This is a genomic window from Oryzomicrobium terrae (assembly GCF_008274805.1).
In the GTDB taxonomy this organism is placed as follows: Bacteria; Pseudomonadota; Gammaproteobacteria; order Burkholderiales; family Rhodocyclaceae; genus Oryzomicrobium; species Oryzomicrobium terrae.
Genome location: NZ_CP022579.1, coordinates 3022860 through 3046807, shown reverse-complemented (window position 1 = coordinate 3046807; position 23948 = coordinate 3022860). Strand labels below are relative to the sequence as shown.

Sequence of the window (23948 nt, the reverse complement as noted above, 5' to 3'; positions counted from 1 at the left end):
GGTTACACCGCCACCGGGGCGGCAATGTGGGGGTGGGGGTCGTAGCCGTCGAGGCGGATGTCCTCGAAGCGGAAGGCGAACAGGTCGCGTACCTCCGGGTTGAGGTGCAGGGTCGGCAGGGGGCGGGGCTCCCGGGACAGCTGTAGGCGCGCCTGCTCCAGGTGGTTGGAGTAGATATGGGCATCGCCCAGGGTGTGTACGAAGTCGCCCACGCCGTAGTCGCACACCTGGGCCATCATGTGGGTGAGTAAGGCGTAGGAGGCAATATTGAACGGCACGCCGAGGAAGATGTCGGCGCTGCGCTGGTAGAGCTGGCACGACAGCTTGGGGCGCGGATCGGCCGCGTCCGGGTTGCCCGGGGCGACGTAGAACTGGAACAGGGCGTGGCAAGGGGGCAGGGCCATGCGGTCCACTTCGCCCGGGTTCCAGGCCGACACCAGGTGGCGGCGCGAATCCGGATTCTTCTTCAGGGCCTCGACCAGCTGGCCGACCTGGTCCACGGTGCGTCCGTCGGCGGTTTCCCAGCGCCGCCACTGCTTGCCGTACACCGGGCCCAGTTCGCCGTTTTCGTCGGCCCAGTCGTCCCAGATCGAGACGCCGTTGTCCTTGAGGTAGCGGATGTTGGTGTCGCCCTGCAGAAACCACAGCAGCTCGTGGATGATCGAGCGCAAGTGCAATTTCTTGGTGGTCACCAGGGGGAAGCCATCGGCCAGGTTGAAGCGCATTTGCCAGCCGAACACCGACAGGGTGCCCGTGCCGGTGCGGTCGGTCTTTTTGTGGCCGTGCTCGAGCACGTGGCGCATCAGGTCGAGGTAGGGTTTCATGCGGCTGGAATGGGGCGTGGCTATAATGAACGGCTCAAATTGTACCTTGCCTGCTCCCGCGCGCCGACCCGGCGAGATCGTCTCGCTGCCCCGGCGCGACGCCGACCATCCCGGAGCCCCCGGGCGGAGAGTCCTTATGGCCGAGTCGCCCCCCGTCGTAACCGCCGCCAGCGATCATCCCCTTGCCGACCCGGCGGGCTTGCGCCTGGCCCTGACGGCCGTGGCTGGGGTCAATCCGTTCAAGGCCGTGGATGCCCTGGCGGGATGGCTGGAGTCCCTGGCTGATAGCCGCAGCTGGCGTGTCGATACCCTGTTCGGTGTGTTGTGCGCCCTGGAGGATGCGGCCCGGGCGCCCCTGGCGAAATTGACCCGGGACTATCTGTGGGCGCCCAACCTGTCCCGGGGCGAAGAGCGCCGTCTGGCCAGTCTCAATAGCGATGTGTGGGGCTTGCTCGTTAGCCGTTACGAGGCCTGCCTGTTGCGCCTTGAAAGCGGACACCTGGAGCCGGGGATGGGGACGCTGGCGGCTCACTTGCCCGTTCTGGTGGCGCGTCTGCTGCATGCCCAGGGGGCGCTGATGCGCTGGTCCCGCTATCGCTACGGGCCGATCGCTGGCGATGCCTGGCGCCGCCTCGGCTGGGCCTATGGTATTGCTGAGCGGGAGGGCGTCGCCGCCCGGGAAGTGCGCCTTGGTCCGGATGCCACCGGGGTGACGTCGCCCGTTGCCGAATACCTGCGCGTCCTGATCTTGGCGACCTCGGCCCCCGATGGCCTGCGTCCGCTGGAGATCGACCTGGCCGATCGGCTGGTTGTCCATTTCCTGCCCCATTTCCATTTTTCCCGCGAATCTGGGGCCGACAGCGTCTATTGGGTGGACCTGGCCCTGCCGGAGCCGCCTACCCGTCTCGCCCAGGAGCCCTTGCCGGCAGGGTCGTTACGCTTCTTCTCCCCCGGGAACGTGTTGGCGGCCGTGCAGGCACTGATTGCCCAGGTCGAACTGGGGCACTTGCCGGCGCAGTGCGACCTGGATGGCCGTGTCACCTCGGCCTTGCTGCTGCCCGTGTTGCAGCACTTGGTGGTGCACTGGGCGCCGGTGCCACCGCTGCGGGGGCAGCAGCGCCACCGGGTCCATGCCCGGATGGCGGCGGTGGTTGGTTGGGAGTCCTGCTGCCAGGTTTTTTCCGGGGCCTCCGAGGCCCAGGTGGATAAGGCGGCCAGCTGGGTGGTGGAAGACATCAGTCTGGGAGGCTGTGGCGCCTCGGTCGTGGGGCGCGAAGAAACCTTGCGGGTTGGCACTCTGGTCGGTCTGTTACCCGAGGAGGGGAGCGCCTGGCTCTTGGGGGTGATCCGCCGCTATGGGCGGGAGAGCGATACCGTGGCCAATGTAGGGGTACAGACCCTGAGCCGTCATGTCCAACCGGTGTCGTTGCGAGCCCAGGGCGGCGAGCGCTACGGCGTGGTGGTGGCTGCCGTGGGGCTGTGGTTGCGCGATGCCAGCCGGGGCAACGAGGCGCGCTTTGTCATGCGTCCGGGCACGTTTGCCGCGGATATGCCCCTGGAAACCGTGATCCAGGGCGCCCGGGTTGTGCTGGCTCCGGCCGCCCTGGAGGAGTCGGGCAGCGGTTATGAAATCGGCCGCTACCGGGCGCACCGGGCGGCCTGATCGTCTTACTGGGCGGGAGGGCGCTGCGCCGATTTGGGACGGAACGCCTTCACGACCGTCTCCTGGGTTTCGACGTAGGGGCCGCCGATCAGGTCGATGCAGTAGGGTACCGCGGCAAAAATGCCGGGAACGATCGATTTTCCTGCTTCGTCCTTGAGGCCTTCCAGGGTTTCCTTGATCGACTTGGGCTGCCCCGGCAGGTTGAGGATCAGGGTGCTGCCGCGCACGACCGCCACCTGGCGCGACAAAATGGCCGTCGGCACGAACTCCAGGCTGATGCGTCGCATTTGCTCGCCAAACCCCGGTAGTTCCTTGTCCGCCACCGCCAGAGTGGCTTCCGGGGTGACATCCCGCCGGGCCGGGCCGGTGCCGCCGGTGGTCAGGATCAGGTGGCAGCCGGAATGGTCGGCCAGATCGATCAGGGTCTGCTCGATTTCCGTCTGCTCGTCGGGAATCAGGCGGACTTCGGTTTCAAAGGTCGTGATCAGGGCGGCGCTGAGCCAATCGCGCAGGGCTGGAATACCCTTGTCTTCATAAACGCCGCTGGACGCCCGGTCGCTGATGGAGACCAGGCCGATTTTGAAAAGGTGGGCGGTGTTGGCCATGGGGGCTCTCCGTAATCAGGACTGGTCTGCGGTGTCGGTACCCGCTGCCTCATCCTCGTCAGGAGGAACAGCACCGTTGCCGGCTTCCAGCTCCTTGAGAATCTGGAACAGGGTGCGGAAGGCCTTGGGCGGCTTGTTCAGTTCCCGCTCCTTCAGGGCGTTACGGCGCAACTGGCGCAGGTACTGGATGTCGGCGCCGGGGTGTTCGGACAGTACGCTTTCCAGCACCCGCTCGTTTTCCATGATGTCGTTACGCAACCGCTCCAGGCGGTGTAGCCGGGCATTTTCCACGGCGGAAACACCGTCGAAGGCGTCGATGGCGGCTTGCAGCGGTTCCGGGTCGACGTCGCGCATCAGCCGGCCAATATATTGCAGCTGCCGGCGGCGCCCTTCGAAATCACTGATGCGCTGGGCTTCACGGACCGCGTCGCGCAGCGAGTCCGGCATGTCGACCTTGGCTAGGCGGTCGGTAGGGAGCTCGACGAGGCGCACCCCCAGGGCCTGCAACGCTTCCACGGCCTCCTTGCGCTTGGTGCGGGAGGGGCGGCGGGGACGGTCGTCGTAGCTCTCGTCCGGGGCGTCCAGATCGACGAACAGGGGGTTGTCGTGGTGACGGCGGCGGGTGGTCATTAAACGGCGGGCAGGGCGAAAGCCCCGCGGGGATGGAAAAGTGGACTGCTATGATAGCGATTTTGCCCGTCCAGACCGAATTCCTATGGCTGCCAAGCGTTCCTTGCGTTCTCCCTCCACCGCGGTTTCCCGGGGCGCCGCCCCCTCCCGCTTCTCCCATTCCCTCGATGACCTGAAGGCCTTGGCCGCCGATGTGGTGGCCGTGGCGATGAAGGGCGGCGCGAGTGCAGCCGAGGCCGATATTTCCGAAGGGTTCGGACAGTCGGTGACGGTGCGCTGTGGTGAAGTGGAAACCCTGGAGCACAACCGCGACAAGGGTATCGGCGTGACCGTCTATTGCGGTACGCGCAAAGGTTATGCTTCCACCAGCGATTATTCGCCGGCTGCCATTCGTCAGACGGTGGACGCGGCCTTGGCGATTGCCCGGTTCACTGCCGAGGACCCCTGCGCCGGCTTGCCCGAGGCGGGATTGCTCGCCGATGGCCGCGGGGATCCCCAGCTGTATTACCCGTGGCGTCTCGACGTGGACGGGGCTGCAGACCTGGCTCGGCGTTGCGAGCAGGCCGCCTTTGCCGTCAGCCCTCAGGTGAAGAACTCCGAAGGCGCGACGGTTTCGGTACAGGAGGGGCAGTTCGCCACCGCCAATAGCCTGGGCTTCGTCGGGGGTTATCCGACCTCCCGCCATTATTTGGCCTGCTCGGTCATCGCCCAAGACAAATCCGGTATGCAACGTGATGACTGGTACACCACGCATCGGGATCCGGCCGATTTCCCGGCGCCCGAGGAAATCGGCGACTACGCGGCGCGGCGCGCCCTGTCCCGCCTGGGGGCCCGTAAGGTCAAAACCTGCGAGGTGCCGGTGATCTTCGAGGCCCCCCTGGCCTGCGGCCTGCTGGGCAATTTCACTCATGCGGCGTCGGGAGGCAGTCTTTACCGCAAGTCGTCTTTCCTCATCGATAAGCTGGGACACCGGGTTTTTTCTCCAGGGGTGCGTATCAGCGAGCGCCCCCACCTGCCCAAGGGGCTGGCTTCCAGCCTGTTTGACAGCGATGGCCTGCCCACCCACGACCGCGAGGTGGTGCAGGACGGGATCCTGTCGGGCTATTTCCTTTCGGTCTATACGGCGCGCAAATTGGGGCTCGCCCCAACGGGCAACGCGGGAGGGAGCCATAACCTGATCATCCAGCCGGGCCAGCACGACCTGCCGGGACTGCTGCGTCAGATGGGACGAGGTCTGCTGGTCACCGAGCTGCTGGGGCACGGTGTGAACTATGTCACTGGTGACTATTCCCGCGGCGCGGCAGGCTATTGGGTTGAAAACGGCGAAATTGCCTATCCCGTCGAGGAGATCACGATCGCGGGCAATTTGCGCGATATGTTCCAGCGGATTGTCTCTGTTGGGAGAGATGTGGTCGTCCGCGGTTCGAAACAAAGTGGCTCCATCCTGCTGGAGCGTATGACGGTCGCAGGCGCATAGGACAAGGAATTTTTGTGAAATTTGTTATGGATTATTTGATCACCAGCCTGTCTCGCTCCTGAGATCCGCATCTGGCGGGCTTTTCCGGCAAATGAAACTGGTTATAATCGATTTCATGTTTAGCAACTGACGGCTCAGAAGGCTCGATGTTGCTGGGCAGATTCGGATGTATTCCCAACCCGGAGGAGACCTAACCATGCAACGTCGAGACTTTCTGAAGAAAGCTTCCATTGGTGCCGCTGCCGGCGCCGCTGCTGCCGTCGCCGCGCCTGCCATTGCCGATTCCCTGCCCACCATCAAGTGGCGCCTGACCTCCAGTTTCCCCAAGAGCCTCGACACCATTTATGGTGGTGCGGATGTGCTGGCTGATCGGCTTAAGAAGATCACCGAGGGCAAGTTTACTGTTCAGGTCTTCGCCGCGGGCGAAATCGTTCCGGGCCTCCAGGCGCTGGACGCCGTGCAGCAAGGTACCGTTGAGTTGTGCCACACCTGCTCCTACTACTATGTGGGTAAGGATAAGACCTTTGGCTTCGGCACCTCTTTGCCGTTCGGCCTGACCTCCCGTCAGCAGAACGCCTGGATCTACTATGGCGGCGGCCAGAAGTTGCTCGACGAGTTCTACTCCAACTACAACATCGTGTCTTTTGCCGGTGGCAATACCGGCGCCCAAATGGGCGGCTGGTTCCGTAAGGACATCACCAATATGGCCGATGTCAAAGGCCTGAAGATCCGTATCGCCGGTCTGGGAGGGGAAGTGTTCTCTCGCTTGGGGGCGATTCCCCAGCAGATCGCCGGTGGCGACATCTATCCGGCTCTGGAAAAGGGCACCATCGACGCCGCCGAGTGGGTCGGTCCCTACGATGATGAGAAGCTGGGCTTCTATAAGGTGGCCAAGAACTACTATTACCCGGGTTGGTGGGAGCCGGGTCCCACCATTCACTTCTTTGTTAACAAGAAGGAGTGGGACAAGCTGCCCAAGGTCTATCAGGAAGCCTTCCAGGCGGCTGCCTACGAGGCCAACATCACCATGCAGGCCGAGTACGACCACAAGAACCCCATCGCGCTGGCCAAGCTGATCAGTCAGGGCGTCAAGGTTCGCCGCTATCCCAACGATGTGATGGATGCGGCCCGTAAAGCTTCGTTCGAGATGTACCACGAAGAAGCAGGGAAGAATCCGGCGTGGAAGAAGATCTTCACGGAATGGGACAAGTACCGCAAAACGCAGCACACGTGGTTCAGCCTCACCGAGGCCAGTCTGGAGCAGTTCATGTACGCAAACAACAAGTAGTAACAGGCTTTCCGGCCATCTGGTCCGCCTGTAGAGATTGGCCCGGCAAACGCCGGGCCAATCTTTTTCCGTGAAGTAGTTGACGCGGTGATTTGTATCCGTATAATTCGCCCTCTCGCTGCTGCAGCGGGAAAGTTGGTTCGGTAAAACGTGTTTCTGATCAATGAGTTAGAAAGCAATTTTCCGAATTGGCTGCAAGTCAAAACGTTTTGAAATGTTTTAAAAAACGAGTTGACAGCGAATTAGATGTCTGTATAATTCGCTCCTCGCTGCAGACAACGCAGCGAAATGCAACAAAGCAGCAACAAGCCGGAAACGGCAAGCTCTTTAAAAATTGAACAGCCGATAGGTGTAGGTGCTTGGCTAAGTGGAGACCGACTTCGGTTGGTTAAAGTTAGTAAGGCGCTTGCACATAGATAGGTAGTTTTCGAATTACCAATTCTTGTCAAGCCAGCGAGAGATTGAACTGAAGAGTTTGATCCTGGCTCAGAATGAACGCTGGCGGCATGCCTTACACATGCAAGTCGAACGGCAGCATGACCTAGCTTGCTAGGTTGATGGCGAGTGGCGAACGGGTGAGTAATGCATCGGAACGTGCCTTTTAGTGGGGGATAACGTAGCGAAAGTTACGCTAATACCGCATATTCTCCGAGGAGGAAAGCAGGGGACCTTCGGGCCTTGCGCTAGAAGAGCGGCCGATGTCGGATTAGCTAGTTGGTGAGGTAAAGGCTCACCAAGGCAACGATCCGTAGCGGGTCTGAGAGGATGATCCGCCACACTGGGACTGAGACACGGCCCAGACTCCTACGGGAGGCAGCAGTGGGGAATTTTGGACAATGGGCGAAAGCCTGATCCAGCCATGCCGCGTGAGTGAAGAAGGCCTTCGGGTTGTAAAGCTCTTTCGGCCGGGACGAAATCGCATTCTCTAATACAGGATGTGGATGACGGTACCGGAATAAGAAGCACCGGCTAACTACGTGCCAGCAGCCGCGGTAATACGTAGGGTGCGAGCGTTATTCGGAATTACTGGGCGTAAAGCGTGCGCAGGCGGTTGTGTAAGACAGACGTGAAATCCCCGGGCTCAACCTGGGAACTGCGTTTGTGACTGCACGGCTAGAGTACGGCAGAGGGGGGTGGAATTCCACGTGTAGCAGTGAAATGCGTAGAGATGTGGAGGAACACCGATGGCGAAGGCAGCCCCCTGGGCCAGTACTGACGCTCATGCACGAAAGCGTGGGGAGCAAACAGGATTAGATACCCTGGTAGTCCACGCCCTAAACGATGTCAACTAGCTGTTGGTGGGGTTAAACCCATTAGTAGCGTAGCTAACGCGTGAAGTTGACCGCCTGGGGAGTACGGCCGCAAGGTTAAAACTCAAAGGAATTGACGGGGACCCGCACAAGCGGTGGATGATGTGGATTAATTCGATGCAACGCGAAAAACCTTACCTACCCTTGACATGCCAGGAACTTGCCAGAGATGGCTTGGTGCCCGAAAGGGAGCCTGGACACAGGTGCTGCATGGCTGTCGTCAGCTCGTGTCGTGAGATGTTGGGTTAAGTCCCGCAACGAGCGCAACCCTTGTCATTAGTTGCCATCATTCAGTTGGGCACTCTAATGAGACTGCCGGTGACAAACCGGAGGAAGGTGGGGATGACGTCAAGTCCTCATGGCCCTTATGGGTAGGGCTTCACACGTCATACAATGGTCGGTCCAGAGGGTTGCCAACCCGCGAGGGGGAGCTAATCCCAGAAAGCCGATCGTAGTCCGGATCGCAGTCTGCAACTCGACTGCGTGAAGTCGGAATCGCTAGTAATCGCGGATCAGCATGCCGCGGTGAATACGTTCCCGGGTCTTGTACACACCGCCCGTCACACCATGGGAGCGGGTTCCGCCAGAAGTAGGTAGCCTAACCGCAAGGAGGGCGCTTACCACGGCGGGGTTCGTGACTGGGGTGAAGTCGTAACAAGGTAGCCGTAGGGGAACCTGCGGCTGGATCACCTCCTTTCTAGAGTAAATACTGCTTGGTCAAGTACCTACAGCCTATCGGTTGTTCAAGTTAGCTGCACAGACGGAGGGTCTGTAGCTCAGTCGGTTAGAGCACCGTCTTGATAAGGCGGGGGTCGTTGGTTCGATTCCAACCAGACCCACCAACGTTTGAACCTGTTCATCGTTGGCTTATCAAGATGGGGGATTAGCTCAGCTGGGAGAGCACCTGCTTTGCAAGCAGGGGGTCGTCGGTTCGATCCCGTCATCCTCCACCACGCACTCGCGTGTCTGATCGGCTGTTCAGGATGAAATCCGAAACAACAAATGGTAAGCAATTGCCGGTTGCTGTTTCTGGTTTTAACCAGACTGTGCTCTTTAACAATACGGAAGTAGGTTGTATCTCTGGTTGCCGACAACCAAGACCAGAGATACGGTTGTGATTGCATCGTGCGTACCGGCAAGTCAGCCCGGTACGTCACAAGCTGAGTATGCTTCCTGTGACGCGTCTCGTAAGAGATCTTAGCGTTATAGGATCAAGCGACTAAGTGCATGTGGTGGATGCCTTGGCGATCACAGGCGATGAAGGACGTGCAAGCCTGCGAAAAGCTCCGGGGAGCTGGCAATGAAGCTTTGATCCGGAGATGTCCGAATGGGGAAACCCACTCCGCAAGGAGTATCCCAGACTGAATACATAGGTCTGTGGAAGCGAACCCGGCGAACTGAAACATCTAAGTAGCCGGAGGAAAAGAAATCAACCGAGATTCCCAAAGTAGTGGCGAGCGAAATGGGACCAGCCTGCACGATATAGCATCTACGTTAGAAAAACGGAATGGAAAGTCCGGCCACAGAGGGTGATAGCCCCGTATTCGAAAACCTGGGTGTGGAACTAAGCGTGCGACAAGTAGGGCGGGACACGTGAAATCCTGTCTGAAGATGGGGGGACCATCCTCCAAGGCTAAATACTCGTGATCGACCGATAGTGAACCAGTACCGTGAGGGAAAGGCGAAAAGAACCCCGGGAGGGGAGTGAAATAGATCCTGAAACCGCATGCATACAAACAGTGGGAGCCCCCTCGTGGGGTGACTGCGTACCTTTTGTATAATGGGTCAGCGACTTACGTTCAGTAGCGAGCTTAACCGAATAGGGGAGGCGTAGGGAAACCGAGTCCGAATAGGGCGTCTTAGTTGCTGGGCGTAGACCCGAAACCAGGTGATCTATCCATGGCCAGGATGAAGGTGCGGTAACACGCACTGGAGGTCCGAACCCACTAACGTTGAAAAGTTAGGGGATGAGCTGTGGATAGGGGTGAAAGGCTAAACAAACCTGGAAATAGCTGGTTCTCCCCGAAAACTATTTAGGTAGTGCCTCAAGTATCACTCTCGGGGGTAGAGCACTGTAATCGTTGGGGGGGTCATTGCGATCTACCCCGCGATAGCAAACTCCGAATACCGAGAAGTGCCAGCTTGGGAGACAGACATCGGGTGCTAACGTCCGGTGTCAAGAGGGAAACAACCCAGACCGCCAGCTAAGGTCCCAAATGATATGCTAAGTGGGAAACGAAGTGGGAAGGCATAGACAGCCAGGAGGTTGGCTTAGAAGCAGCCATCCTTTAAAGAAAGCGTAATAGCTCACTGGTCGAGTCGTCCTGCGCGGAAGATGTAACGGGGCTCAAGCATATAACCGAAGCTGCGGATGTCCTTGTGACATGGTAGGGGAGCGTTCTGTAAGCCTGCGAAGGTGTCTCGTAAGGGATGCTGGAGGTATCAGAAGTGCGAATGCTGACATGAGTAGCGATAAAGCGGGTGAAAAGCCCGCTCGCCGAAAGCCCAAGGTTTCCTACGCAACGTTCATCGGCGTAGGGTGAGTCGGCCCCTAAGGCGAGGCTGAAAAGCGTAGTCGATGGGAAACAGGTCAATATTCCTGTACCTCGCTGTAATGCGATGGGGGGACGGAGAAGGTTAGGCCAGCCATCTGTTGGAATAGGTGGTTTAAGCGTGTAGGGAGATCCTCTAGGCAAATCCGGAGGGTCAATCCTGAGGCGTGATGACGAGTCTGCTTGCAGACGAAGTGGTTGATACCCAGCTTCCAAGAAAAGCCTCTAAGCTTCAGTTACAGCGGGACCGTACCGCAAACCGACACAGGTGGGCAGGATGAAAATTCTAAGGCGCTTGAGAGAACTCAGCAGAAGGAACTCGGCAAATTTGCACCGTAACTTCGGGAGAAGGTGCGCCTCAATAAGGTGTAGTCCCTCGCGGGCGAAGCCGTAAGAGGTTGCAGTGAAATGGTGGCTGCGACTGTTTAATAAAAACACAGCACTCTGCAAACACGAAAGTGGACGTATAGGGTGTGACGCCTGCCCGGTGCCGGAAGGTTAAGTGATGGGGTGCAAGCTCTTGATCGAAGCCCCGGTAAACGGCGGCCGTAACTATAACGGTCCTAAGGTAGCGAAATTCCTTGTCGGGTAAGTTCCGACCTGCACGAATGGCGTAACGATGGCCACACTGTCTCCTGCTGAGACTCAGCGAAATTGAAATGTTTGTGAAGATGCAATCTCCCCGCGGCTAGACGGAAAGACCCCATGAACCTTTACTGTAGCTTTGCATTGGACTGTGAACCGATCTGTGTAGGATAGGTGGGAGGCTATGAAACCAGGACGCTAGTTCTGGTGGAGCCGTCCTTGAAATACCACCCTGGTTTGTTTGCGGTTCTAACCTAGGCCCCTGAATCGGGGTCGGGGACAGTGCATGGTGGGCAGTTTGACTGGGGCGGTCTCCTCCTAAAGGGTAACGGAGGAGTACGAAGGTACGCTTAGAACGGTCGGAAATCGTTCGCAAAGTGCAATGGCAAAAGCGTGCTTGACTGCGAGACCCACAAGTCGAGCAGGTGCGAAAGCAGGTCATAGTGATCCGGTGGTTCTGTATGGAAGGGCCATCGCTCAACGGATAAAAGGTACTCTGGGGATAACAGGCTGATACCGCCCAAGAGTTCATATCGACGGCGGTGTTTGGCACCTCGATGTCGGCTCATCTCATCCTGGGGCTGTAGCCGGTCCCAAGGGTATGGCTGTTCGCCATTTAAAGAGGTACGTGAGCTGGGTTTAAAACGTCGTGAGACAGTTTGGTCCCTATCTGCCGTGGGCGCTGGAAGTTTGAGAGGGCCTGCTCCTAGTACGAGAGGACCGGAGTGGACATTCCTCTGGTGTACCGGTTGTGACGCCAGTCGCATCGCCGGGTAGCTAAGAATGGAAGAGATAACCGCTGAAAGCATCTAAGCGGGAAACTCGCCTCAAGATGAGACTTCCCTGGAGACTCGATCTCCCTCAAGGGTCGTTCAAGACCAGGACGTTGATAGGCTGGGTGTGGAAGCGCAGTAATGCGTTAAGCTAACCAGTACTAATTGCCCGTGAGGCTTGATCCTATAACCCTAAGATTCACAGCGGCATACCAGCACGCAATCACAACAACCAACCTACTCCCGTATATCGGCCGACTGCATCCACAGTCGCCCCAAGCTTCGCTTGGCGGCCATAGCATCTTGGACCCACCCCTTCCCATCCCGAACAGGACCGTGAAACGAGATCGCGCCAATGATAGTGAGCTTCCGCTCGCGAAAGTAGGTCACCGCCAGGCTCCCCATAAAAACCCCTGTTAGCAACCGCTAACAGGGGTTTTTTACTTTCACCCCCTCCCCACAATCCCCAGACCCCACGAGAGAAATCCTCTCCCTCGCCCCGCACCCCCCGATCGGAAACCCGCAACGCCGCGGGATTCGCTTGGACCTGCTTTGACCTGCTCCCCAATTTAGTCCGGTATTGACTTAGAGTCTGCCTCATAGGGAGGCAGCATGAAGAAGCGTTTCACGGAAGAACAGATCATCGGCATCCTGAAGGAAGCCGAAGCGGGTCTGAAGGTGACAGAGTTGTGCCGCAAGCACGGCATCAGCGATGCGACCTACTACAACTGGAAAGCGAAGTTTGGCGGCATGACCGTGTCGGACGTGTAGCGGCTCAAGGCGCTAGAGACAGAGAACGCCCGCCTCAAGCGTTTATTGGCAGAATCGATGCTGGATAACGCCGCCTTGAAAGAGGTGGTGGGTCGAAAGTGGTAGGCCCACAAGCCAAGCGGGCGGTGGTTTCCCATCTGATAGCAACTCACCAGATGGGCGTCACACGGGCTTGTGGGCTGATTGGCATTTCCCGGTCGCTGTATCGCTATCAGGCCAAACGGCCAGCAGATCAGGAACTCAGGGAACGGTTGTGCGAGTTGGCGGCGCAGAAGCGACGCTACGGGTATCGTCGTTTGCATGTCCTGCTGTGCCGGGAAGGCTGGGAAATTAACCGCAAGCGTACCTATCGCGTGTATCACGAGGCCGGCCTGATGGTGCGCAAACGAAAGCGCAAGCGCATTGCCGGGGGCGAGCGCCAGATCAAGGTCGCGCCCTCGGCGCCGAACGAGAGCTGGTCAATGGATTACGTCTCGGATGGCTTGGCCGATGGCCGGCGGCTGCGGTGCTTGAACGTCGTTGATGATTTCACCAAAGAGTGCCTGGCCATCGAGGTCGATTCATCTCTCCCAGGCCGGCGTGTCGTCAGCGTACTGGAGAGGCTGGCTGAGCGGCGAGGCCTACCGAAGTCAGTCACCGTCGATAACGGCTCTGAATTCGCCGGCAAGGTGCTCGATGAATGGGCATATCGCCAAGGACTGCGCTTGAGCTTCATTCAGCCAGGCAAGCCACAGCAGAATGCTTACATCGAAAGCTTCAACGGTAAGTTCCGGGATGAATGTCTGAACGAGCACTGGTTCGTGTCGATGCGCCATGCCCGCCAGGTCATCGAAGACTGGCGGCAGGAATACAATTCCCAGCAGCCCCACAGTTCGCTGGGCTATCTCACCCCCAACCAATTCGCAGGCAGTTTCTTAACCGCAGAATCTATGTCGTTCGCGGACTAAATTGGGGAGCAGGTCACACGCAAGTTGATATCGACCGCTTGTAGCAAAAAAATAGCCCGGCTTAAAGCCGGGCTATTGATTTAGTGGTGGGCCCGCAGGGGCTCGAACCCTGGACCAAAGGATTATGCGTACCACTACGGCTTTCGCCGCCTCTTTCGAGTTTGTGGTCTGGACTATACCTTCCCATTACAGGCTGGCCGTCTAGTCTCTACACCTTCTCCACGAATTGTGGAGCTTGGCTCGGTATTGGCATGGCCGTGATGACCGACAGCGTTCACCGAATTTGACCAGTTCTACCTGCCCCCAGAGCAAACTTGGCGACAGGCAACCCAGAGAAACTAACCATGCATTGCTGCTGCGATGTTTAGGTCAGTTTCGTTAAGTCCTCTGCTCTAACCGACTGAGCTACAGGCCCGAAAGCTAAATTTTATCGACATTCTCAACTGACTGTGAGGAGCCGATAGTTTTTGTTTTTGGGGATGCGCCGCAACCAGGAAGAAAGCACTTGGTTGCGGCGTGGGAGTTAATTGCCGTTGGTATCGAGAAAGCTACGTAGTTTGTCGGAACGGGAAGGGTGGCGCAGTTTGCGTAGAGCTTTGGCTTCGATTTGGCGGATCCGCTCCCGGGTTACGTCGAACTGTTTGCCGACTTCTTCAAGCGTGTGATCCGTGTTCATTTCAATGCCAAAGCGCATGCGCAGTACCTTAGCCTCGCGCGGAGTCAGGCTGTCCAGGATTTCTCCCGTAACCTCCTTGAGGCTGGCGTACATGGCGGCTTCCACCGGGGCAGTAGTGGCCGTATCTTCGATGAAGTCGCCCAAGTGGGAATCGTCGTCGTCGCCGATCGGCGTTTCCATGGAGATAGGCTCCTTGGCGATCTTGAGGATCTTGCGGATCTTCTCCTCGGGCATCTCCATCTTTTCCGCCAGGGTCGCGGGATCCGGCTCGAGGCCGGTTTCCTGTAGGATCTGGCGGGAGATTCGGTTCATCTTGTTGATCGTCTCGATCATGTGCACCGGAATGCGGATGGTGCGCGCCTGGTCGGCAATCGAGCGGGTGATCGCCTGGCGGATCCACCAAGTAGCGTAGGTCGAGAATTTGTAGCCGCGACGATATTCGAACTTATCGACCGCCTTCATCAGACCGATGTTGCCTTCCTGGATCAGATCGAGGAATTGCAAGCCACGGTTGGTGTACTTCTTGGCGATAGAAATCACCAGGCGCAAGTTGGCCTCGGTCATTTCACGCTTGGCCTTGCGAGCCTTGGCTTCACCGGTGGACATCTGCTTGTTGATGTCCTTCAATTCCTTGAGCGAAATCCCGATCTTGTTCTGAATGTCGAGGAGCTTCTTCTGCTCTTCGTGGATGGCCGGAATATTGCGCGCCAATACTGCCGCGTAAGCCGCCTTGCCGGCATGAGCGACTTCGGCGTCGGCCCATTCCAGGTTCACCTCATTGCCCGGGAAGGACTTAATGAAGTGAGTGCGGGCCATGCCGGCCTTTTCCACACAGATGTCGAGGATCTTGCGCTCCCGTTCCCGGACGCTCTCGACCATACCGCGCACGCCATCGCACAGCCGCTCAATGGTGCGCGAGGTGAAGCGGATCATCATCAGTTCATCGGTGATCTGCTTCTGGTGCTTGAGGTAGGTCTTGTCCTGAGTGCCTTTGCTCGCCAGGGCCTTGGCCATCTTGCCGTAGGCCGACTTGAGGGTGGCAAAGCGTTCGAGCGCATCAGCCTTGAGCTGCAGCAAGGAGGCAGAGACGGCGCCACCGTCGCCATCCTCGTCCTCGTCGCTATCCAGCCCTTCGTCCTCATCGCTGGCAATTTCCGCCGGAGCGGCTTCTTCCTCGGAAGCATTGGGATCGATCAGACCGTCGACGAGTTCGTCGATGCGCATCTCGTCCTTTTCCACTTTCTCCGCCATCTCGAGAATTTCGGCGATGGTGGAGGGGCAGGCGGAGATGGCCTGCACCATGTGCTTGAGGCCCTCTTCGATACGCTTGGCGATTTCGATTTCGCCTTCCCGGGTGAGTAGCTCGACGGTGCCCATTTCGCGCATGTACATGCGCACCGGGTCGGTCGTCCGACCGAATTCGGAGTCCACGGTGGACAGGGCGGCTTCGGCCTGCTCCTCGACGTCTTCGTCGTCGGTGGCGGCTGCTGCCGTGTCGGACATGAGCAACTCTTCGGCAGCCGGCGCCTCGTCGAAGACCTTGATCCCCATGTCGCTGAACGTGGTGATGATGGACTCGATCTGCTCGGCGTCCACCACATCGTCCGGCAAGTGGTCATTGATCTCGGCGTAGGTCAGGTAACCCCGCTCCTTGCCGAGCTTGATCAGGTTCTTGAGTCGCGTTCTGCGCGTCTCGGCGTCCACCGGGGACGGGGAGCCCGCCTCCGAGGCCTCGGCCGAGGCTTTTGCCTTGGCAGCCTTGGCCTTGAGGATTTCCTTAGCGGCGTCCTTTGCCTTTTCCTTTGCCATGACCCTAAATCCGATCGAATTCGAAAAACCTCAAATTATACCACCGCTTAGCCCCTTCCTTTTGCCCGTGCCCGGGCATTGGGGCTTAGCGGCGGCGGCTCACGCGCCCAAGGCGGTTCATTTCCACCACCAGCCGGGCGTATTCCTGCTTTTCGTCTGCATCCAGGCCCGCTTCCTGGGCCTTCTTGGTGAGACGTTGAAATTCCTGGTCGAGCTGATCCCGCGTCAGCTGATCGAGGTAGCCACGCCAAACCTCGTCAAGCACGGTGCCGTTGTCGCCGTCTTCGCCAACCGGGTTCTGCAATAGGCGTCCCGCCACTTCCCGGATCAGTCCCTCTTCACTGCTGTCACGTAGCCGCTCGATCAAGGTAGCGTAGGGCAGGGGCGCGTCCGAGGCCAGGATCAGCTGTGCAAGGCGTGTCACGACCCGTGCCTCCGGGTCGTTGCCGGGCAGCAGCGTCAAGGGCAGATCGTGGGCCAGCTCCGGTTTCTGCAGCAGGACCTCGATCAATCCCCGCATTAGGGAGGGGGCTTGGCGCGGAGCGCGAGCCGGTGCCGGTGGCGCGATGGGGCGGAGTTCGCAGAGGCGTTCCACTTCGCGCTGGGAGAACCCGGTGACCTCGGCCAGTCGCTTGACCAGTTGCAGCCGCAGCAGCGGTGCGGAGAGCTTGAGCAGCAACGGCTTGGCGTCCGCTAGCAACTTGGCCCGGCCCTCGGCGGTATGGGGGTCGGCTTCAGCGGCCAAGTGCTGAATAAGGAAGTCCGACAACGGGGTGGCTTGGGCGACCGCCGCTTCGAAGGCGGGCTTGCCCCGTTCGCGCACGAAGCTGTCCGGGTCGTGTTCCTGGGGAAGAAAGACAAAGGCGACCGTCTTCTGGTCCGACAAGGAGTCCAGCGCATTTTCCAATGCCCGCCATGCTGCTTTGCGACCGGCAGCATCGCCGTCGAAGCAGAAAGCGACCCGATCCACTTGGCGGAACAGCTTCTGGATATGGGTGGCAGTCGTGGCAGTGCCCAGTGTCGCTACAGCGTTGCCGACGCCGTGCTGGGCCAGGGCGATTACATCCATGTAGCCTTCGACCACGATCGCCGTATCGGTTTCCCGCAGGCCGACTCGCGCCTGGGGCAGGCCGAACAGCTCGCGCCCCTTCTCGAATACCGGGGTTTCCGGCGAGTTCAGGTATTTCGGTTCGCCACTACCCAGCACCCTGCCGCCAAAGCCGATCACCTCATTCTTTTGATTCACGATCGGGATCATGATCCGGTCGCGGAAACGGTCGTAGAGGCGTCCCTGATCGTTCCTGATCACCAGGCCGGCGGCCAGCAGTTGCGGGTCCTGGTAGTTGGGGAAGATGCTCTCCAGATTCTGCCAGCCGTCCGGGGCGTAGCCGATGCCGAACTTGGCGGCGATCTCGCCGGACAGGCCGCGTTGCTTAAGGTAGGCGATGGCCTTGTCCGAGCGCTTGAGCTGCTCGTAGTAGTAGCGGGCTGCCGCGGACAGCAGGTCGGTCAGGGCGCGGGTCTGGGCAGCCGGACGCGGTGCGGATTCGAAGTCGCCATGAGAACCGGAGCTTCCACCACGGCGCGGTTCCTGGGGAACCTGGAGGCCGACCCGATCGGCCAGGGCCTTGATCGCATCGACGAAGGAAAGGCCCTGGTACTCCATGAGAAAGCCGATGGCGCTGCCGTGGGCGCCGCAACCGAAGCAGTGGTAGAACTGCTTTGACGGACTGACGGTAAACGAGGGCGACTTCTCGTTGTGGAACGGGCAGCGCGCGGCGTAGTTGGCCCCCGCCTTCTTCAGCGGTACGAGCGGGTCGATCACGTCGACGATGTCGACCCGGTGCAGCAGATCCTGGATGAACGACTCGGGGATCAAGGCAGGCGCGGTGCGGGGAGGTGAGCCAAGGGCGTTGCGCTCAACCGGCCAGGGCGGCCTTGACCTGCTTGGAGACTTCGCCCATGTCGGCCTTGCCGGCCAGTTGGGGCTTGAGGATCGCCATTACCTTGCCCATGTCGGCCGGTCCCGCTGCACCACTGGCGGCAACAGCAGCGGCAACAGCAGCCTGGATCTCGGTCACCGACAACTGGGCCGGGAGGTAAGCAGTCAAAACTTCGGCTTCGAAACGCTCGGCGCCGGCCAGGTCATCCCGTCCTGCCGCCTCGTACTGGGTGATGCTGTCGCGGCGTTGCTTGAGCAACTTTTCGACCACGCCGGCGACGGCGGTGTCGTCCAGTTCGATGCGCTCGTCCACCTCTTTTTGCTTGATCGCGGCAAGCAGCAGGCGCAGGGCGCCGAGGCGGGCGGCTTCCTTGGCCTTCATGGCCGATTTCATGTCATCGCTGATGCGGGTCTTGAGGCTCATGGCGAAAGTTCCAGGGGACGCGGGCAGTGGGAGCCCAAAAACGCCGAAAGCCGCCGATCGGGGATCGGCGGCTTTGCTGCGGATACTGCAGTGCTGCAGGTAATGCGTCTGACGTTGGGCGGTGCGGACAAGCTATTTGACTTGCCGAAACCGCTGGGATGTCAGGACCGAGCGTCGATTAATACATCTTCGGCGGCAGTTGCTGGCTGCGGATGCGCTTGTGGTGGCGCTTCACGGCGGCAGCGGCCTTGCGCTTGCGCTCGGCGGTGGGCTTCTCGTAGAACTCGCGGGCGCGCAGTTCGGTCAGCAGGCCGGTTTTTTCGACAGTGCGCTTGAAGCGGCGAATGGCCACTTCAAACGGCTCGTTTTCCTTGACGCGGATAGCAGGCATTGAAATCAGTCCCCGATTGGTTTCGACAGAAAGGCGGCGATTATAAACAGAAAAGTCAATAAATTTCAAGCGGGTCAACGTCTTAGCCGGGGTGGGCTTCGCCAAGGCGCGGCGGCATGGGGTGCTGCGGTAAAATCGGCCCTATGCTTGTGCTCGGATTCGAATCTTCCTGCGACGAGACCGGTGTAGCCCTGGTGGAGGTGGCGTCGCCCGATGCCCCCTCTGCCCCTGGCTCTCCCCGCCTGCTCGCCCATACTCTCCATAGCCAGATCGCACTGCACCGCGCCTACGGCGGCGTCGTGCCGGAGCTGGCGTCCCGGGACCACATCCGTAGAGTAGTGCCGCTGCTGCGCGAAGCGCTGGGCCGTAGCGGGCGGACCTTGGCGGACGTGGATGCCATCGCGTACACCCAGGGGCCCGGATTGGCGGGTGCTCTGCTGGTCGGTTGTGCTTTTGCCGAGGCATTGGCCACGGCCCTCGACCGGCCCGTGGTGCCGGTGCATCACCTCGAAGGCCACCTGCTCTCCCCCTTGCTGTCCGCGGATCCACCAACCTTTCCCTTCGTGGCGCTGCTGGTTTCCGGCGGTCATACCCAGTTGATGCGTGTCGATGGCGTGGGGCGCTATACCCTGCTCGGCGAGACGCTGGACGATGCCGCCGGTGAGGCCTTCGACAAGACCGCCAAGCTCCTTGGTCTGCCCTATCCCGGTGGCCCGGCGCTGGCGAAGCTGGCGGAAGGCGGACGAGCCGATGCCATCAAACTGCCTCGGCCAATGCTGCACTCCGACGATCTCAATTTTTCCTTCGCCGGGTTGAAAACTGCCGTGCTGACCCGGGTCCGGGACCTTTGTCCGGCGGGAGAGGCGCTCAACGAGGCGGTGCGTGCCGATGTCGCCCGGGCCTTCCAGGACGCCATCGTCGAGGTCCTGGTGAAAAAGTCCCTCAAGGCGCTCAAGCAGAGCGGTCTGCAGCGGCTGGTGGTGGCCGGTGGGGTCGGTGCCAACCGGCATCTGCGGGCAATGCTCGATGCCGCCGCCCGGCGTCATCGTTTGCGTGTCCATTATCCGGAACTGGAGTTTTGCACCGACAACGGCGCCATGATCGCCTTGGCCGGAGCCTTGCGGTTGGTCGCCGATGCTTCGGTCGCCCGGGCGCCTGGCACCTTTGCCGTGCGTCCGCGCTGGCCCTTGGCCGAATTGATGACGCCTGCCTGAGCAAAACTCAGGCGCTTGTGTGGCGTTGGAACCGGAGCAGGGCCGCCGTACTCAGGCGGCCTTTTTCTTGGCGCCGATCTTGGGCTCCTGGCCGGCCAGCAGGCGCTGGATGTTGGCCCAGTGCTTGGCGATCAGACCCAGGGCCATGAGGCCGACCACCAGCAAGCGACTGCCTTCACCGCCGCTCAAACCGACGGCCAGGGGGGCCGTCAGCGCGGCGATCAGTGCCGCCATGGACGAATAACGGGAGATCGCCGCGACGCCGATCCAGGTTGCCAGGGTCACCAGGCCGACCAGGGGATCGAGGGCGAGCAGCACCCCGGCAGCGGTGGCCACGCCCTTCCCCCCCTTGAACTTGAGAAAGAGGGGGAACAGATGGCCGACAAAGGCGGCCAGGCCGGTCAGGGCCACCACCGCTTCCGGTGCGTGCAGGGAGCGGGCCAGCACCACGGCGGCGACGCCCTTGAGGGCATCGCCGAGGAGGGTGAACAGGGCGGCTTTCTTGTTGCCCGAGCGCAGCACGTTGGTTGCGCCGGGATTGCCCGAGCCATAGCTGCGCGGGTCGGCCAGACCGAATGCCCGGGAGACGAGCACGGCAAAGGGCAGGGAACCGAGCAGGTAACCGATGGCCAAGTACATCAGCAGGGCGGGAGCGGCGGCAGCGAGAGCAGTGGAGGACGGCATAAAGGTAGGTGGCCCGGGAGGGCGACAGGTAAAATCCGGCGGATTGTACACCGCGTCACCGCCACCTCCTTCGGCAGCCCTGTCCGGGCACCGCTGCAGCGTGTCGCGGCGCACTGCCCAGCCCCGGATTCTTCATGGACATCATCTTCATCGACGACCTGCGTATCGACACCCTGATCGGCATTTACCCGCGGGAGCGGGAAATGCGCCAGACCATCGAGGTGTCGTTGAAGATCGGCTTGTCCACGGCCTCGGCCGGGGCCAGCGACGACATTCACGACACCATCAACTATGCCGAAGTGGTCGGGCGTCTGCGTCAGGAGTTGGGCGTACGCCAGTTCGGGCTGATCGAAAAACTGGCCGAATACATCGCCACCTTGCTGCTGGAGGATTTCGGCGCCCAATGGGTCCAGGTGTCCATCGCCAAGCTGGGCATGATGCCCGGGGTGAAACGTGTCGGCGTGGTGATCGAGCGCTCGTCCTGAGCCCCCTAGGCGTGCTTACTTCTCCAGGGCGGCGGACACCGGCTTGGGCGATAGCACGCGCAGCAGGTCGTGGGGATGCACCCCCACCAGAAAACCGCGTTTCCCGCCGTTGATATACACCAGGGGCAGGTCAAGGATGGTCTGCTCCAGGTAGATCGGCATTGTCTTCTTGGTGCCAAAGGGGCTGGTGCCGCCTACCAGGTAGCCGGTATGGCGGTTGGCCACTTCCGGTTTGCACGGTTCGACATGCTTGGCGCCGATCTGCCGCGCCAACTCCTTGGCGGAAACCTTGCGGTCGCCGTGCATCAGCACGATCAGGGGCTTCTTCAGTTCATCCTCGAACACCAGGGTTTTCACCACCGCGTGCTCGTCCACATTCAGTTCCCGCGCCGAGACCTTGGTACCGCCGTGTTCTTCGTAGGCGTACAGGTGGGTCGAGTAGGGGACGTGCTGGCCCTTGAGAAAACGGGTAGCCGGGGTTTCCGGGGCGTGGCCGCCGTGATTGTCGGCGTCGTGGCGGGACATGGTGCTTCTCCGTCAAGGATGGGGGAATTCGCCCAGACGGCCCAGGCCGTTCTCCTGCTGGGGGGCGAGACTGCGCAGCAGGGCGCGCAGCCGGGCCGGGCGCAGGGGGCGGTTCAATACATTGGGCAAGGCCGGGTGAGTTTCCTTCTCGGGGGCGATGACGATCACCGTGCCTTGCAGCAGGGTGGCGAGTTCCTCATCGCCAAAGGGGCCAGGCTGTCGTTTGCAGTATAGGGTCACCCGGTAGGGATCGTGGCGCCCGGGCAGCAGCCTTCCGGCGGGCAAGGGCAGTTCCTCGTGGCGGATAGCGTAGCCCCAGCCGCTCAAGGTTGCCAACAGGGCACGCTCGTCCTCGTTGGGCGGAAAGGCCGACAGCACGGTGACCCCGGGCCCCCGGGGCGCGGTGCCGAAGCGCGGACGTGGCGGATTGGGGATGACCACGCCAAAGACCGTGCCCACCCCGGGGCGCGAGGCAAAACGCACCCGGTGGCCGAGCAGGTCGGCGAGGCGACGGACAATGGCCAGGCCCAGGCCCAGGCCTTTTTCTGCCTGGCGGGCCGTATTGCCGACCTGGTAGAACTCTTCGAAGATGCCTTCCTGGTGCTCGGCAGGCACCCCGATGCCGTTGTCGCGGACCTCGATGCGCAGGTGGTCGGGGCCATGGCGCCGGGCGCAGACCAGTACCCGGCCCCCGGGAGTGAACTTGATGGCGTTGTCGATCAGGTTGCCGAGCAGGCGCGACAGCAGGGCGGGGTCGGTTTCCAGTACGCCGGAACCACGCCGCGGTGGATGAAAGCGCAGCGTAACCCCGCTGGCCTCGGCCAGGGGGGCATAGGTGGCGGTCAGTCCGGCAAACAGATCGGTCACCGGTACAGCCTGCCGTTCCGGCTCGATGCGCGTCAGGTCGAGGCGGGAGATTTCCAGCAGGCTTTCCAGTTGGTCGCCCATGGCCCCGGTGGCAACTTCAATCCGCTTCAGCACCGACTGCTGATCCGGCGCCAGGGGGGTTTGGCGCAGGTCGGAGAGGAACATGTGCAGGGCGTGCAGGGGCTGGCGCAGATCGTGGCTGGCCGCCGCGAGGAAGCGGGTCTTGGCCCGGTTGGCCCGTTCGGCGTCGCGGCGCCGGGTTTCGATTTCCCGGGTCGCCTGGCGCACCCGCTGGGCCAGATTGTCACGGTGGCCGGTCAGTTCCACGGTCAGGGTGCGCAGGCCGATGAACTGGCGGCGGATGAGCAGGCCGGCGATCAGCAGGGAGACCGCTGCAACCAGGGCCAGGGCTATCACCTGGACCTGGCGGGTGCGCCACTGGCGCAGGGTGCTTTCGGTGGTGCGCACGGTGATCAGGCGCAGGTCGTCATAGCCCGGCACCTCCACCTGGGCCAGCAGATGGCGCTCGCTGCGCAGGGATTCGGCCAGGGGGCTGGCGTGGCGGAAATCCCGCTCGGCCATTACCTCGCGGAAGTCCCGGCCCAGAAACTCGTCCTGGTCGTCCGCATCCTGGCGGCACAGGGCGACCAGGATGCCGGCGTTGTTGACCAGGGCTGCCTGGAAGGAGTCGTCGGGCCGGGTGCTCCAGCAAAAGTCCTCGAAGTACTGGGGCTCCAGAGCGGCCATCAGCACCCCGGCGAAGACGTGGTTGGGACGTTCCAGGCGCCGCGCTACGGCATAGGTGTGGCGGTTGCTGTTGCGGCCGACGTAGGGGCCGTAGCGGGTGCGGGCGTCGCCATCCTTGAGGCGCTGAAAATACACCCGGTCGGAAATGTTGATCGGATTGGACGGGTAGAACGAACCGGAAAAGCGCTGGGTGCCCTGGCCGTCGAAAACGATCAGGTGGCGGATCTGGGGCAGGGTCCGGGTCATGCGCTGGCGCAGGAATTCGTGGCCGTGGGCGTCGGACCATTCCCACCAGCGGTGCCCGCCGGACAGGTCCCGGTTGAGCTCGTCGAGCAGTACCTCGACACTGTCGAAGGAGCGGGCGGCGTGCTCGGCGAGCAGCCGGGCGTGTTGGGTGAGCTCCAGTTCGCCGGCCTTCAGTTCCTGGTTGCGGGCCACCAGGATGTCCACCACGAAGGCGATCAGCACCACGAACACGGTGAACAGCCCATAGGCGTACAGCACCGGGCTGGGGGTGCGCGCATCCGGTTCGTCCCCCCGGGCGTAGCCGCTCAGGGTCGGGAAGAATGGCGTGGTGCCGCGCGGCATATCCGGCGGCGCGTCATGGCCCCCATCGGGCGGCAGCGCATCCGCTGGGGCGGACGCCTCGGCCGTCTCGGGAAGGAGCGGGGCGGAAGGGGACGGTACGGTCAAGACGAGCGGGATGAAGATGTCGGGGAGGACGGCAGTGGCTGCGACCCGCAGTGGGTCGCGTGACCC

General features: G+C 61.0%; 15 protein-coding genes, 2 tRNA genes, 3 rRNA genes and 1 pseudogene. 11 read left to right on the top strand and 10 right to left on the bottom strand.

Annotated features, from left to right (window positions below):
* Window positions 1–2: 2 nt before the first annotated feature.
* On the bottom strand, window positions 3–824 hold the full coding sequence (locus OTERR_RS13790; protein ID WP_149426125.1) for a thymidylate synthase: 822 nt from the start codon (window positions 822–824) through the stop codon (window positions 3–5).
* Between the two features lie 136 nt (window positions 825–960).
* Here OTERR_RS13790 and OTERR_RS13785 point away from each other — a divergent pair, with 136 nt between their 5' ends.
* The gene (locus OTERR_RS13785) at window positions 961–2487 is read left to right on the top strand and encodes a hypothetical protein (protein ID WP_149426124.1); all 1527 of its coding nucleotides are present in this window, start codon (window positions 961–963) and stop codon (window positions 2485–2487) included.
* Window positions 2488–2492: 5 nt separating this feature from the next.
* On the opposite strand, the gene mog is transcribed toward OTERR_RS13785, so the two are convergent.
* On the bottom strand, window positions 2493–3092 hold the full coding sequence (gene mog, locus OTERR_RS13780; RefSeq protein ID WP_149426123.1) for a molybdopterin adenylyltransferase: 600 nt from the start codon (window positions 3090–3092) through the stop codon (window positions 2493–2495).
* Window positions 3093–3107: 15 nt separating this feature from the next.
* Window positions 3108–3722: a ribosome biogenesis factor YjgA gene (gene yjgA / locus OTERR_RS13775; protein WP_149426122.1), complete on the bottom strand. Its 615-nt coding sequence runs from the start codon at window positions 3720–3722 to the stop codon at window positions 3108–3110.
* A gap of 85 nt (window positions 3723–3807) precedes the next feature.
* Between yjgA and pmbA the strand changes: the two genes are divergently transcribed.
* The 8 genes and pseudogenes from pmbA to OTERR_RS13735 all read left to right on the top strand — a co-directional run bounded on the left by pmbA (window position 3808) and on the right by OTERR_RS13735 (window position 13425).
* Entirely contained in the window at window positions 3808–5199 is a 1392-nt protein-coding gene (pmbA, locus tag OTERR_RS13770; protein WP_082397112.1) for a metalloprotease PmbA, read from the top strand.
* Window positions 5200–5395: 196 nt separating this feature from the next.
* Entirely contained in the window at window positions 5396–6487 is a 1092-nt protein-coding gene (locus OTERR_RS13765; protein ID WP_054621670.1) for a TRAP transporter substrate-binding protein, read from the top strand.
* A gap of 463 nt (window positions 6488–6950) precedes the next feature.
* A 16S ribosomal RNA gene (locus OTERR_RS13760) occupies window positions 6951–8494 on the top strand.
* 68 nt (window positions 8495–8562) lie between these two features.
* Window positions 8563–8639, top strand: a tRNA-Ile gene (locus tag OTERR_RS13755).
* A gap of 35 nt (window positions 8640–8674) precedes the next feature.
* Window positions 8675–8750: transfer RNA gene (locus OTERR_RS13750), tRNA-Ala, on the top strand.
* A gap of 256 nt (window positions 8751–9006) precedes the next feature.
* Window positions 9007–11893, top strand: a 23S ribosomal RNA gene (locus OTERR_RS13745).
* Window positions 11894–11992: 99 nt separating this feature from the next.
* Window positions 11993–12105, top strand: a 5S ribosomal RNA gene (gene rrf / locus OTERR_RS13740).
* Together the 16S, 23S and 5S rRNA genes with 2 tRNA genes alongside form the textbook arrangement of a ribosomal RNA operon.
* 214 nt (window positions 12106–12319) lie before the next feature.
* Window positions 12320–13425 (top strand): annotated as a pseudogene (locus OTERR_RS13735) (IS3 family transposase).
* A gap of 523 nt (window positions 13426–13948) precedes the next feature.
* Here OTERR_RS13735 and rpoD read toward each other — a convergent pair.
* From rpoD to rpsU, 4 genes are all read right to left on the bottom strand, one after another.
* Entirely contained in the window at window positions 13949–15910 is a 1962-nt protein-coding gene (gene rpoD, locus OTERR_RS13730) for an RNA polymerase sigma factor RpoD (RefSeq protein WP_149426121.1), read from the bottom strand.
* An 85-nt stretch (window positions 15911–15995) separates the two neighbouring features.
* Window positions 15996–17789: a DNA primase gene (gene dnaG / locus OTERR_RS13725; RefSeq protein ID WP_149426120.1), complete on the bottom strand. Its 1794-nt coding sequence runs from the start codon at window positions 17787–17789 to the stop codon at window positions 15996–15998.
* A gap of 40 nt (window positions 17790–17829) precedes the next feature.
* On the bottom strand, window positions 17830–18276 hold the full coding sequence (locus OTERR_RS13720) for a GatB/YqeY domain-containing protein (RefSeq protein WP_149426119.1): 447 nt from the start codon (window positions 18274–18276) through the stop codon (window positions 17830–17832).
* Between the two features lie 178 nt (window positions 18277–18454).
* Window positions 18455–18667: a 30S ribosomal protein S21 gene (rpsU, locus tag OTERR_RS13715; protein WP_054620193.1), complete on the bottom strand. Its 213-nt coding sequence runs from the start codon at window positions 18665–18667 to the stop codon at window positions 18455–18457.
* 143 nt (window positions 18668–18810) lie between these two features.
* Between rpsU and tsaD the strand changes: the two genes are divergently transcribed.
* Window positions 18811–19881, top strand: a complete 1071-nt coding sequence (gene tsaD, locus OTERR_RS13710) for a tRNA (adenosine(37)-N6)-threonylcarbamoyltransferase complex transferase subunit TsaD (RefSeq protein WP_149426118.1) — start codon at window positions 18811–18813, stop codon at window positions 19879–19881.
* A gap of 51 nt (window positions 19882–19932) precedes the next feature.
* Here tsaD and plsY read toward each other — a convergent pair whose 3' ends face one another.
* Complete coding sequence (plsY, locus tag OTERR_RS13705) at window positions 19933–20565, bottom strand: glycerol-3-phosphate 1-O-acyltransferase PlsY (RefSeq protein ID WP_187775248.1); 633 nt, start codon at window positions 20563–20565, stop codon at window positions 19933–19935.
* Window positions 20566–20699: 134 nt separating this feature from the next.
* On the opposite strand from plsY, the gene OTERR_RS13700 reads away from it, so the two are divergent.
* Window positions 20700–21050, top strand: coding sequence for a dihydroneopterin aldolase (locus OTERR_RS13700; RefSeq protein ID WP_149426117.1), 351 nt, complete (start codon window positions 20700–20702; stop codon window positions 21048–21050).
* Window positions 21051–21065: 15 nt separating this feature from the next.
* Here the strand turns inward: OTERR_RS13700 and ybaK are convergent, their stop codons facing one another.
* Together ybaK and OTERR_RS13690 are read right to left on the bottom strand one after the other, a co-directional pair.
* Window positions 21066–21575 (bottom strand): Cys-tRNA(Pro) deacylase, encoded by a 510-nt coding sequence (gene ybaK, locus OTERR_RS13695; protein WP_054620197.1) that lies wholly within the window; start codon window positions 21573–21575, stop codon window positions 21066–21068.
* A 12-nt stretch (window positions 21576–21587) separates the two neighbouring features.
* Window positions 21588–23777, bottom strand: coding sequence for a sensor histidine kinase (locus OTERR_RS13690; protein WP_149426116.1), 2190 nt, complete (start codon window positions 23775–23777; stop codon window positions 21588–21590).
* Window positions 23778–23948: the final 171 nt, after the last annotated feature.